The organism is Streptomyces lonarensis (assembly GCF_012033735.1).
Classification (GTDB): Bacteria; Actinomycetota; Actinomycetes; order Streptomycetales; family Streptomycetaceae; genus Streptomyces; species Streptomyces lonarensis.
Map to the genome: position 1 here is coordinate 1 of NZ_JAAVJD010000166.1, position 11,499 is coordinate 11,499.

The 11,499-nt window shown below is 74.5% G+C and carries 9 protein-coding genes and 1 riboswitch; of the genes, 3 read left to right on the plus strand and 6 right to left on the minus strand.

All coding sequences use genetic code 11. From position 1 onward, the window contains the following. Positions 1-47 precede the first annotated feature (47 nt). The 4 genes from HCN56_RS18410 to HCN56_RS18425 all read right to left on the minus strand — a co-directional run bounded on the left by HCN56_RS18410 (position 48) and on the right by HCN56_RS18425 (position 4,772). The gene (locus HCN56_RS18410; protein WP_167972554.1) at positions 48-1,736 is read right to left on the minus strand and encodes a phospho-sugar mutase; all 1,689 of its coding nucleotides are present in this window, start codon (positions 1,734-1,736) and stop codon (positions 48-50) included. Next, on the minus strand, positions 1,736-2,539 hold the full coding sequence (locus tag HCN56_RS18415; protein WP_167972556.1) for a purine-nucleoside phosphorylase: 804 nt from the start codon (positions 2,537-2,539) through the stop codon (positions 1,736-1,738). Before HCN56_RS18415 ends, HCN56_RS18410 begins: the two co-directional genes overlap by 1 nt. Positions 2,540-2,835: 296 nt before the next feature. Next, positions 2,836-3,984, minus strand: a complete 1,149-nt coding sequence (locus tag HCN56_RS18420) for a C40 family peptidase (protein WP_167972558.1) — start codon at positions 3,982-3,984, stop codon at positions 2,836-2,838. Between the two features lie 65 nt (positions 3,985-4,049). Continuing rightward, positions 4,050-4,772, minus strand: a complete 723-nt coding sequence (locus HCN56_RS18425) for a DsbA family protein (protein ID WP_209312897.1) — start codon at positions 4,770-4,772, stop codon at positions 4,050-4,052. Positions 4,773-4,907: 135 nt separating this feature from the next. On the opposite strand from HCN56_RS18425, the gene HCN56_RS18430 reads away from it, so the two are divergent. Next, positions 4,908-5,258, plus strand: a complete 351-nt coding sequence (locus HCN56_RS18430) for a hypothetical protein (protein WP_167972560.1) — start codon at positions 4,908-4,910, stop codon at positions 5,256-5,258. 69 nt (positions 5,259-5,327) lie between these two features. Here HCN56_RS18430 and HCN56_RS18435 read toward each other — a convergent pair whose 3' ends face one another. Beyond that, the gene (locus HCN56_RS18435) at positions 5,328-6,635 is read right to left on the minus strand and encodes a C40 family peptidase (protein WP_167972562.1); all 1,308 of its coding nucleotides are present in this window, start codon (positions 6,633-6,635) and stop codon (positions 5,328-5,330) included. An 8-nt stretch (positions 6,636-6,643) separates the two neighbouring features. Continuing rightward, positions 6,644-6,819, minus strand: a riboswitch (cyclic di-AMP (ydaO/yuaA leader). Positions 6,820-7,089: 270 nt separating this feature from the next. Continuing rightward, positions 7,090-7,710 carry a DUF1707 SHOCT-like domain-containing protein gene (locus tag HCN56_RS18440; protein ID WP_167972564.1) on the minus strand — a complete coding sequence of 207 codons (621 nt, stop codon included), beginning with the start codon at positions 7,708-7,710 and terminating at the stop codon, positions 7,090-7,092. Between the two features lie 56 nt (positions 7,711-7,766). Between HCN56_RS18440 and pcrA the strand changes: the two genes are divergently transcribed. Next, positions 7,767-10,328 (plus strand): DNA helicase PcrA, encoded by a 2,562-nt coding sequence (gene pcrA, locus HCN56_RS18445; RefSeq protein ID WP_167972566.1) that lies wholly within the window; start codon positions 7,767-7,769, stop codon positions 10,326-10,328. Positions 10,329-10,615: 287 nt separating this feature from the next. Then, entirely contained in the window at positions 10,616-11,416 is an 801-nt protein-coding gene (locus HCN56_RS18450; RefSeq protein WP_167972568.1) for a hypothetical protein, read from the plus strand. Positions 11,417-11,499 lie beyond the last annotated feature (83 nt).

Here is an 11,499-nt window from a genome sequence, read left to right on the forward strand (position 1 = left end):
CCACCGGGCCGGGACGGCCGTACCGCCGCCCCGGCCCGCCGGTGGGGTCAGATACCGAGCGCCGCGGTGAGGTCGCGCTTGAGCGCGGCGAGCGTCGCGGCCGCCTCGGCGCGTGCCGCCGGAACGGCGCCGGCGCCGGGGACGTCCACCACGGCCTCCAGGTAGCACTTCAGCTTGGGCTCGGTCCCGCTGGGCCGCACCACGACCCGGGCGCCGCGCAGTGTGTAGCGCAGACCGTCGGTGGGCGGCAGCGCCGGGCCGCCCGCGGCGAGGTCGTCCACCCGCAGGACCGGCAGCCCCGCCAGTTCGCTCGGCGGCGCGGCCCGCAGCCGCGCCATGGCGTCGGTGATCAGCGACAGCTCCGCGACGCGGAACGAGAGCTGGTCGGTCAGGTGCAGGCCGTGGGCGACGGCCAGCTCGTCCAGCAGCTCCGTGACGGTGCGGCCCTCCGCCTTCAACCCGCTCGCGACCTCCGCCACCAGCAGCGCGGCGGTGATGCCGTCCTTGTCGCGGACGGCGTCGGGGTCGACGCAGTAGCCCAGCGCCTCCTCGTAGGCGAACCGCAGTCCGGGGACCCGCCCCAGCCACTTGAAGCCGGTGAGGGTCTCCTCGTAGGGCAGCCCGGCAGCCGTCGCCATCCGCCCCACGAGCGAGGACGAGACGATGGTCGCGGCGAAGGTGCCTTCGGCGCCGCGCCGGATCAGGTGGGCCGCGAGCAGCGCCCCGACCTCGTCACCGTGGAGCATCCGCCAGCCGTCCGGCGCGCCCTCGTCCGGCACCGCCACCGCGCAGCGGTCGGCGTCCGGGTCGTTGGCGACGACGAGGTCCGGCGGGACGGCCGCGGCACGGGCGGCCGCGAACGCCAGGTCCATGGCGCCGGGCTCCTCCGGGTTGGGGAAGGCGACCGTCGGGAAGTCCGGGTCGGGCACCGCCTGCTCCGCGACGGGCAGCGGCGCGGGGAACCCGGCGCGGGCGAAGGCGGCCTCCAGCACCTGCTGCCCGACGCCGTGGAGCGGGGTGTACACCAGCGACGCGGTCCGCGGCGAGCCCTCGGTGAGGACGGCCGGCGCGCGGTCGAGGTACGCGTCGACGATCTCCTCGCCCAGCGTCTCCCACCCCGACTGCGGCCGGGCCACCCCGGCGAGCGGGCCGACGGCCGCGATGCGGGCCGCGATGGAGGTGTCCGCGGGCGGCACGATCTGGCTGCCGTCGCCGAGGTACACCTTGTAGCCGTTGTCCCGCGGCGGGTTGTGGCTGGCGGTGACGGCGATCCCCGCCACCGCGCCGAGGTGGCGGATGGCGAACGCCAGGACGGGCGTCGGCAGCGGGCGGGGCAGCACGGCCGCCCGGAGCCCCGCGCCGGTCATGACGGCGGCGGTGTCGCGCGCGAAGTCGGCGCTGCGGTGCCGGGCGTCGTAGCCGACGACCACCAGCGGGCGGTCCAGCTCCGGATGCCGGTCCCGCAGCTCGGCGGCGATGCCGGCGGCGGTGCGGATCACCACGGAGCGGTTCATCCGCATCGGCCCCGCGCCGAGCTCGGCGCGGAGTCCGGCGGTGCCGAACTCCAGATCCCCGGCGAACCGTGCGGCGAGTTCCTCGTGCGCGGCCGGCCCCTCGGCGGCGAGCAGCGCCGCCAGTTCCTCGCGGGTCTCCGCGTCGGGGTCCTCCGCCAGCCAGGCGGCCGCGCGTGCCCGGAGCTGCTCGTCGGCCGCGGCGCGGTGGTCGCCGGCCGTCATCAGATGCGCTCCAGGACCTGCGAGAGCAGCGCCCCCATGCGGACGGCGGAGTCGCGGCCCGCCTGGAGTACCTCGGCGTGGTCCAGCGGCTCGCCGGTGATGCCGGCGGCGAGGTTGGTCACCAGCGAGACGCCCAGCACCTCCGCGCCCGCCTCGCGGGCGGCGATGGCCTCCAGGACGGTCGACATGCCGACGAGGTCGCCGCCGATGGCGCGGACCATGGTGATCTCGGCCGGGGTCTCGTAGTGCGGCCCGGGGAACTGGACGTAGACGCCCTCCTCCAGGCTGGGCTCGACCTCCTTGCACAGCGCGCGCAGCCGCGGCGAGTAGAGGTCGGTGAGGTCCACGAAGTTCGCGCCCTCGATGGGGGAGGCGGCGGTGAGGTTGATGTGGTCGCTGATCAGCACCGGCTGACCGGGGCGCATGCCGGGGCGGAGCCCGCCGCAGCCGTTGGTCAGCACGACGACCTTGCAGCCCGCGGCGACCGCGGTGCGCACCCCGTGGGCGACGGCGGCGACCCCGTGGCCCTCGTAGTAGTGGGTGCGGCCGAGGAAGACCAGGGCGCGCTTGCCGCCCGCGGTGCGGTAGGAGCGGATCGTGCCGGAGTGGCCGAGGACGGCGGGCGGCGGGAAGCCCGGCAGCTCCGTGACGGGGAACTCGGCCTCCGGTTCCCCCAGCGCATCCGCGGCCGGGACCCAGCCCGAACCCATCACCAGAGCCACGTCGTGACTGTCCGCACCGGTCAGCTCGCGCAGGCGTGCGGCAGCCGCCTCGGCCCTCTCCACATTCTCTGAAGCGTTCACGGGAGGGAGCCTAACCGCTTTTCGCCTACGCGCGTAGATCCGTGTCGGCCACTGTGGGCGAGACCGCTTCCGGGCCGCGCTGCCGCGGTCCGTGCCCGACGCCGGCTCCCGGCTTCTTCCCGCGGTGGGCGCCGCGGGATCGCAGGCGGAGCGGGGCAGGGGGGCGCGTCGACGTGCGGGCGGCGGGGGCCGCGGTGCGTGCGGTCCGGTCCGACGCGGTGCTCTCCGCCGGTGGGCTGCCGCCCGGCCGCGCGCTGCCGGGCGGGGCGGCGCGGCAGAGGCGCGGTGCGGTCGGGTCAGCCCGGTCGGGCGGCGCCGGCGAACGGCATCGAGTCGACCGGCGCGTAGCGGACCGGGGTGCCGGGGCGGGAGGCGTGGATGATCTGGCCGTTGCCGACGTACATGCCGACGTGGGTGAGGCCCGGGTAGTAGAAGACCAGGTCGCCGGGGGACAGCTGGTCGCGGGAGACACGCGCTCCGGCGCCGATCTGACTGTGGCTGGTGCGCGGCAGGGACACCCCCGCCGCCTGCCAGGCGGCCTGCGTCAGCCCGGAGCAGTCGAAGGCCGAGGGGCCGGTGGCGCCCCAGCCGTACGGCTTGCCGAGCTGGCCCTGGGCGAAGGCGACCGCCTGCGCCGCGCGGGAGCCGGCGGGTGCGGGCGGGGGAGCGGGCGGCCGCTCCTCGGTGCGCGCGGCCCGCTCGCCGCCGTCGGAGCGGCCGTCGGAGCGTCGGTCGGGCGCCTCCGGGGAGCCGCCCGCGGCCGGTTCCTCGCCGTGGCCCTCCGCGGCGAGGGCGGCCGCCCGCTCGGCGGCGGTGAGGGTGGCGAGGAGTTCCTCGGCCTCGGCGGTGCGCTTCAGCACCGCGGCGCGTTCCTTCTTCGCGGTGGTGCGTGCCTCGCGGAGCGTCTCGTGCTCCTGCTCGGCCTCCGCGCGGACCTGCTCGATGCGGTCCAGCTGGGCTTCCAGGCGGTTCAGGGCGCCGCTCTGCCGGTGCTGCGAGCGTTCCAGCGCGGCGGCCCGGCTCAGGTACGAGTCGGGGTCGGCGGCGAGGGCCAGCTGCACGGTGGGCGGCAGCCCGCCGGAGCGGTAGCGGGCGGCGGCGTCGGCGCCGAGGGCGCCCCGCGCCTCGTTCAGTCCGGCGGTCCGGCGGGCGGCGTCATCGGTGAGGCGTTCCAGGCGCTTCTCGGCCTCCTCGGCGGCCTCCGTCGCTCCGTTGTACCGCTCGGTGGCCTGCTCGGCCTCGTGGTGGAGCTCGGCGACGCGCGCGCGGACCTCGGCGGCACTGGGCTGCGGGTCCGCTGCGGCCGGGGCGTGGAGCACGCCCACGGTCGCGGCGCCGACGAGGGTGAGGCCGGCGGCGGTACGCGCCGGGGAGACGACGAGGGAACGAGCCCTCGGCTTCCGGTGCGCGGGCCGTCGACGGCCGGTTCTCTCAGGGTGAGCCATGGCTCCGGACGCTAACCCCGGAGCGCCCCCGGGCCGGCGGACCGACCGGGACTGACGGCAATGCGTCAGTTCTGGCCGTCGTGCGCCTGAAGCTGATCAATGATGTCGCGGAAGACGTCGGGTCGTTGCCCACCCACCACGGGGTGGCCGTTCAGCAGGAACGCCGGTGTGGTCTCCACCCCGAGGTCGAACCCCTCGGTCGCGTCCCGCTCCACCGACGCGCCGGCCTCCTCGGAGTCCAGGTCCGCCGTGAACCGGTCGAGGTCGGCCACACCGGCCTGCTCGGCCAGCTCCCGCACGCCGTCCTCCGAGTACTTGCCCGTGTCGCGGTGCGCGTCCTCGGCGAACGCGGCCTCGTAGAACTCCCAGAACCGCCCCTGCTGCCCGGCCGCCCACGCCGCGCGCGCCGCCGTGTCCGACTCCGGGCCGAAGATCGGGAAGTTGCGGAACTCGATCCGCAGCACCCCCGCGTCGACGTACTCCTCGACCAGCTCCGGGTAGGTGCCGCGGACGTAGCCGCCGCAGAAGGCGCACTGGAAGTCGGAGTACTCGACCATGACCACCGGCGCGTCCTCGTCGCCCAGCGCCATCGGGTCGCCCGCCTCGCGGCGCTCCAGCTGCCGGACCGGGTCGTCGGCCGGGATCGCGGCCAGCGCCTCCGGGTCACCGCTCTGGTCGGCGGCGCCGCCGGAACCGCCGATCGAAGTCAGCCCGGTCAGGACCATCGCGCCGACCACCAACGCGACCACGACCATGACGACGGCGGACTGCTTCTTGCGGCTGAACATCCGGGCTCCAGGCAGCCGGCCGACGCGGGCGCCGGACAGCGGGTGGCGGGGGCGGGGCACCCCGGCCACCGGCCAGGGGTCCGTATCAGCATACGGGCGTCAACCACCCGAACGGCGGCCAGTACGCTCCCCACCATGCAGTTCCTGACGAATCTGTTCCTCGCGCTCCACATCATCGGCATCGCCGCACTGCTCGGCGGCTTCCTCGCCCAGACGAAGCTGCTGAAGTCCGGCGACGCGCGCGTCACGCCCGGCATGCTGCACGGTGCCCTGACCATGCTGGTCACCGGCATCGCGCTGGTGGGCCTCAACGAGGCGGACGGCGCCGACGTCAACCACATCAAGGTCGGGATCAAACTCGTCCTGCTCGTGGTGGTGACCGCCCTCGCCTACCTCAACCGGGACGAGGAGAAGGTCGCCACCCCGATCTTCGGCACCATCGGCCTGCTGACCACCGTCAACATCTTCATCGCCACCCTCTGGTGAGCCGGCCGCCGGCCCCGCGGTGGCGGCGGCAGGTGCCACCGCGGGACGGCGTGCCGCTCAGCTTCAACCTCAGGCGGGGCGCACCGCGCTGTGGAACGGCATGACGCGAACCGCCTCGACCTTCACCACGTCGCCCGGTCGCGGGGCGTGGATCATCTGGCCGTCGCCGACGTAGATCCCCACGTGGGTGACGCCGGGGTAGAAGAAGATCAGGTCCCCGGGCAGCAGCTCGCTCTGCGACACCCGCTTGCCGAAGTTCACCTGGTCGTAGGTGACGCGCGGCAGCTCCACCCCGGCGGCCCGCCACGCGGCCTGCGTCAGCCCCGAGCAGTCCCAGCCGGAGGGGCCGGTGGCGCCCCAGACATAGGGCTTGCCCAGCTCGGCCTCGGCGAAGGCCAGCGCCTTCGCCGCCTTGGTGCTGTAGTCGGAGCCCGGCGACGGCGGTGTCGCGGCAGGCGGGCTCGGCGTCGAGCCGCCTCCGCCGCTTCCCGAGCCGCTGCCGCCCCCGGAGCCCGAGCCCCCGGAGCCCGAGCCGCCGGAGCCTGAGCCGGACCCGCTGTCCGAGCCACCGCCCGCCCCGCCGTCGGACCCCGGTGCGGCCGGGGCCTCGGCCGCCTCCCGCTCGGCCGCCTCGCGCGCCTCACGTTCGCGGCGTTCGCGCAGCTCCCGCGCCTTGCGCTCGGCCTCCTCCTGCTCCAGCCGCTCCAGCTCGGCGAGCTGCTCCGCCTCCTCCTCGGAGAGCGAGTCCAGCAGCTCCCTCGCGGCGCGCAGCTTCTCCTGGACGTCCTTCTTCTCGGTGTCCAGCTCGGTCTGCCGCTCCTCCAGCTCGGCCAGGGCCTCCTCGGCCTCGCCGCGCTTCTCGTCGGCCGCCCCCTGGCGGGCCGCGAAGTTGTCGAGGGCGTGCTGCTGCTGGCCGGTGAGCCGGCCGAGGGCGTAGCGCGTGTCGAAATACCGCTGCGGGTTGTTCACCAGCAGCAGGGTCGCGGTGTCGGAGGCGTTGCCGTGCCGGTAGCGGGCGGTCGCGAACTGCCCGACGGTGCGCCGCGCCTCGTTGACCTCGCCGGCCGCCGCGGCGGCCTCGTCGAGCAGGACGTCCACGGCCTTCTGCTGCTCGTCGGTCGCCTCCTCGGCGGCGTTGAAGCGCTGCGTCGCGGCGCCCGCCTCCTGGTACAGCGTGTCCACCTGCTCGCGGACCTCGGCGACCCGCCCGGAGCTGGTCTCGGCGCGTTCCCGCGCCTCGGAGAGGGACTCCTCGTCGGCCAGGGCCTGCTGGGAGAGGAGAGTGGCGGAGAGTGCGACGGCCCCGAGGCCGACGGCGCCGCGGCGTGCGGCGGGGGAGGCGAACAGTCCGGTACGCGGCTTTCGACGGGAACCCACAGCGGTGTCCTTCCTTCCGGCAACCGCCTACCAGGTGAGCTGACGGCCTCGGGCCACGGAAGGCTGCCCTACGGGATGCGCCCCAGGGAGCGCGGCCCCGACTCGGCCCGGGGAGCGCGGTGGGCGCGCTCCCAAGTGGTTCCCCGGCTCCGGCGAAGGACTCCGGACTCGGCGGGGGAGACCCGTGCCGCCGGGTTCGGCAGCCGTCGTGCGGGTCACCCTGTGCCCGCACGCTAGCCAGTGGCACGGCGGGTTGGGAAGAGCGGATGGACCGATCCTCGAAACCGAGTCGTGACCTTCAGCACGTTCACGGTCCCGACCGCGCCGGCCGGAGAGGCGTCCCGCCGCGCTGCGACACGGCCGCCGGCCTCTCGCGAGGGCGCGAGGGCCGGGCCTGACCGATCGCAGCCAGGCACCGGCGGGCACGCCGCGGCGCACGCGCTCCCGCGTGCGCCTACTTTCGGAGTTTCCGCAGCTCCCAGCGGTTGGGGTGGCGGATGGTGACCCCGCCGATCCCACCCGAGCAGCTGGCCCGCAGCACCGGTGCCGGCCCCTCCGGCGGCGGCAGCTTGCTGGTCTTGTTGGAGACACCGCCCAGCCCGGACTCGGTGTGCAGCAGCTCCACCCGCCAGGTGACCGGCACGACCACCGTGACCCCGCCGATGTCGCCGTGAGCGTCCAACTCCACCAGCGGCTGCGTCAGTTCCGCCTGAGTGAAGTCGACCTTGACCCCGCCCATGCCGCCGTAGAGATGAATGCGCTGCGGTACCACCCAGTGCCCCTTGCGGGAGTCGCCCGCGGCGCCGCCCTTCAACACCAGGGGCGGCGCCGGCTCCGCCTGCCGCTGCGGTGCCGCGTGCGTCCGGCCGCTCGGCAGGTCCGCCGTGATGGGCGCCAACTCGCCGTAGGTCTTCGCGGCGAACGTCCGGTCCAGCCGCTCCTGCAGCTCCTCCAGGTCCAGCCGCCCGTCGCCGGCCGCCTCCCGCAGCTGCTCCGCGACGGCCTCCCGGTCCGAGTCCGAGGCCCTCAGGGCAGCGCGCGGATCGTGGTCGGGGGGCTGCGGCAGGTTAGTCATACCGGGATTCTAGGAGCCGCGGGGCACCGTCGGCCGTCACCTTAGACTCGGGAGCGATGAGCAGCAGCCTTTTCGACGACAGCGCCGACTTCCTCGCGGCGGCCGCCGGCGCGGCCGGCCGCCCCGGCGGCACCGCACACCAGGGGACCTTCGCCGAGGTCGTCGACGACGCTTCCGGCGGGCGGTCCGCCTGGGACGCGCCCCGCCACGACGAGGAGCCGCCCCCGCCGCCGGAGGAGGGGGCGTACCCGCCGCACGAGGACGTCCCCCACGACCTCTTCGCCGGCGCCTTCACCGCGGAACCCGAAGCGCCCGGGTACTACCGTGACGGCGCCGCCCGGCCCGCGATCGACCCCGAGCAGCTGCTCACCGGGCTCAACGAGCAGCAGCGAGCGGCCGTCACCCACAGCGGCGCCCCGCTGCTGATCGTCGCCGGGGCCGGCTCGGGGAAGACCCGCGTCCTCACCCACCGTATCGGCCACCTCCTCGCCGCCCGCGGCGTCCACCCCGGGCAGATCCTCGCGATCACCTTCACCAACAAGGCCGCCGGCGAGATGAAGGAGCGCGTCGCCGAGCTGGTCGGCCCGCGCGCCAACGCGATGTGGGTGATGACCTTCCACAGCGCCTGCGTCCGCATCCTGCGCCGTGAGTCGAAGAAGCTCGGCATGACGTCGAGCTTCTCCATCTACGACGCCGCCGACTCCAAGCGGCTGATGGCGCTGGTCTGCCGCGACCTGGACCTCGACCCCAAGAAGTTCCCCCCGAAGTCGTTCAGCGCCAAGGTCTCCAACCTCAAGAACGAGCTGATCGACCCCGAGGACTTCGCCGCCGGCGCCCAGGACGGGTTCGAGAAGACGCTCGCCGAGGCGTACGCGCTCTACCAGTCCCGGCTCCAGCAGGCCAACGCCCTGGACTTCGACGACATCATCATGACCACCGTCAACCTGCTCCAGGCGTTCCCCGACGTCGCCGAGCACTACCGGCGCCGGTTCCGCCACGTGATGGTGGACGAGTACCAGGACACCAACCACGCCCAGTACACGCTCGTCCGTGAGCTTGTCGGCACCGCGAGCGAGGAGCCGGGCGCGGTCCAGCCCGCCGAGCTGTGCGTCGTCGGCGACGCCGACCAGTCGATCTACGCCTTCCGCGGCGCCACCATCCGCAACATCCTCCAGTTCGAGGAGGACTACCCGCAGGCGACGACGCTGCTGCTGGAGCAGAACTACCGCTCCACCCAGACCATCCTCACCGCCGCCAACGCGGTCATCGAGCGCAACGAGAACCGGCGCGCCAAGAACCTGTGGACCGAGTCCGGCGAGGGCGCCAAGATCGTCGGCTACGTGGCCGACACCGAGCACGACGAGGCGCAGTTCGTCGCCGAGGAGATCGACCGGCTCACCGACGCCGGCACCAGCCGCCCCGGTGACGTCGCGGTCTTCTACCGCACCAACGCCCAGTCCCGGGTCTTCGAGGAGATCTTCATCCGGGTCGGGCTGCCCTACAAGGTCGTCGGCGGCGTGCGCTTCTACGAGCGCCGCGAGGTCCGCGACGTCCTGGCCTACCTGCGGGTGCTCGCCAACCGCGAGGACACCGTCTCGCTGCGGCGCGTGCTCAACGTGCCGAAGCGCGGCATCGGCGACCGGGCCGAGGCGATGATCGAGGCGCTGGCGCTGCGGGAGAAGGTGTCGTTCGCCCAGGCGCTGCGCCGCGTGGACGAGGCGTACGGCATGGCCGCACGGTCCGCCAACGCCGTGAAACGGTTCAACGCGCTGCTGGAGGAGCTGGCCACGATCGCCGAGTCCGGCGCCGGCCCCGCCACCGTGCTGGAGGCCGTCCTGGAACGCACCGGCTACCTGGCCGAGCTCCAGGCCTCGACCGACCCGCAGGACGAGACCCGGGTGGAGAACCTCCAGGAGCTCGCCGCCGTGGCGCTGGAGTTCGAGGAGGCCCAGCCGGAGGACGAGCCGGGCACCCTCGCGGACTTCCTGGAACGGGTCTCGCTGGTCGCCGACTCCGACCAGATCCCCGACGACGAGGAGGGGACCGACGGCGTCATCACGCTGATGACGCTGCACACCGCCAAGGGCCTGGAGTTCCCCACGGTCTTCCTCACCGGCATGGAGGACGGCGTCTTCCCGCACATGCGGTCGCTGGGGAAGACGAAGGAGCTGGAGGAGGAGCGGCGCCTCGCCTACGTCGGCATCACGCGGGCCCGGGAGCGGCTGTACGTCACCCGCGCCACGGTCCGCAGCGCCTGGGGTCAGCCGCAGTACAACCCGCCGTCCCGGTTCCTGGAGGAGATCCCCGGCGTCCACCTCGACTGGCGCCGCACCGGCGGCACCGCGAGCGCACCGGCCCCCGGGCGCGGCGGGACGGCGGCGGGCGGCGCCTCGCGGAACCGGCTGACCCGCGGCGCCTCCGGGTTCGCGACCGGCCGGGTCAAGGACCGCGAGGTCGTCGCCCTGGCGCCGGGCGACCGCGTCACGCACGACACCTTCGGACTGGGCACCGTCGTCGCGGTCGAGGGCAGCGGCGACCGGGCGCAGGCCACCGTCGACTTCGGCGGCGAGAGCCCCAAGCGGCTGCTGCTGCGGTACGCGCCGGTCGAGAAGCTCTGACGGTTGGCGGTTGGCGGTTGGCGGTTGGCGGTTGGCGGTCAGCGCTTCGCGGTCGGGCGGCGGGTGTGCGGCGTCGGGCGTGGACGGTCGGTTCCCGGCCGCCCCTGCCGCGACCTGCGGCGATGTCCGTGACCTGACGCCGTGACGGATGTCGCCGTCGTGTCACAGTGCCGACAAACAGCTTGTCGTGCCGGTCCGCCACGCGGTTAGCTTCCCTTGCGCAGCGGGACCATCTGCGCTTTCACCGCATCACAGCGCGCGGGTACCGCACGCAGGGGGAGACCACGATGAGCCAGCCCTGGCAGCAGCAGCCGACCGGCGACGGCGGGCCCGGCCCGCAGCAGGGACAGCCCGCACCTGCGCAGCCGCAGGGCTTCGGCGCGCCGCACACCCCGCCCCCCGGCTTCGCCGCGCCGCCCGTACCCCAGCAGCCGGCGTACGGCGCCCCCGCGGGGGCGCCCCCGCAGCAGGCACCGGGCGGTTACGGCCAGCCGGCGCCCGCGGGCTACGGAGGACAGCCCGGCGCCCAGCCCGGCGCCGTGGGCGGGCAGCAGGGCGGCTACGGCTACCCTGCGCCGGGAGGCGCCCCCGGGCAGGCCCCCGGCGGCGAGGAGGAGAAGTCCTCCGGCCCGCCGCAGAACCTCTGGTTCGCGCTGGGCGCCGCGCTGGTCGCCACCGTGATCTGCATCTTCGCCTACGGTGCCCTCTTCAACGCCATGACCGACCTGGAGGCGGGGGAGACCCGCCAGATCGGCTACGTCTCGCTGCTGGTGGGCGTCATCGTCGGCGCGGGCCCCGCCTTCCTCGCCAAGCGCAACTGGGTCGCCTACGGCGCGGGTGTGCTGCTGGCCGGGGTGGCGATCTACCTCGGCACCATCTTCGGCCTCGCCATGGTCGCCAACGAGCTCCAGACGCTGATGCTCGGCTCCGGTGACGGCGCGATGAGCCTCTTCTTCGGCGACATGGGCGAACTGATCGAGCTGTGGAACGAGGGCGCCGAGCCCATGGACTGGGTCTTCATGGCCTTCGCCCCGCTGGGAGCCGTCATCGTCGCCCAGGGCGTGCTCAAGCGCGAGAAGCAGGGCTGACAGCCGGCACACCTCAGCGCCGGGGCCGCACCCCGGCGTAAGACGCACCGCGGCGCGGCGCGGCGACCGGAGTACCCCCGGTC